The sequence below is a fragment of the Bartonella capreoli genome (assembly GCF_902813205.1).
Lineage (GTDB): Bacteria > Pseudomonadota > Alphaproteobacteria > Rhizobiales > Rhizobiaceae > Bartonella > Bartonella schoenbuchensis.
Window position 1 is genome coordinate 1 of record NZ_CADDZX010000092.1, and the last position, 634, is coordinate 634.

Consider the following 634-nt stretch of genomic DNA (forward strand, 5'->3'; position numbering starts at 1 on the left):
CATCAGCCATGAGGAGTTGAGTAAAAATTGGACCTTGGACGTAGCGGAAAGAACGTTTACCATATTTGTCAGAGTCCATAATTTCAGAACCGATAATATCGGATGGCATTAAATCGGGGGTAAATTGAATGCGTTTTTCAGCAAGCCCCAATACTGTTCCCAAAGTTTCAACAAGACGCGTTTTAGCAAGTCCTGGGGCACCAACAAGAAGAGCGTGTCCACCAGCAAAGATAGCTATTAAAGCATATTCAATAATATGATTTTGCCCAAAGATAACTTTGTCAATTTCTTGTTGTAGTATATTCAATTCTTTGTGTGTTGTATCAATATCATCAATAATTCTTTGCGCTTTATGATCGATATTGGCCTTTTTAATAGAATTAGATGACGTATCATATTGATTCATATTTTTTCCTTAAGGCATTTGTCGTAAAATTAGTAACTTTCTCTGTATGATAATGGACATTTTATGATTTGTAACAGAAAATGAGAAGAAGAGAAGTGTAATATGTTGTTTTTTTATATTCATACGTACAGAGTAATTTCTTTGGTACCAAGAGGTGTGTTGTGTTTGGAAGAGAGTATATTAGAAATATTGTTCTCATGCAGATATTTGTTTGAGACAAAAAGGATA

At 33.9% G+C, this 634-nt stretch carries 1 protein-coding gene; it reads right to left on the minus strand.

Annotation, left to right across the window (positions count from 1 at the left end; all coding sequences use genetic code 11):
* Positions 1 to 406, minus strand: a 406-nt coding sequence (locus J7R05_RS07485) for an AAA family ATPase (protein WP_208541793.1), incomplete at its 3' end; no start/stop codon positions are given.
* Positions 407 to 634: the final 228 nt, after the last annotated feature.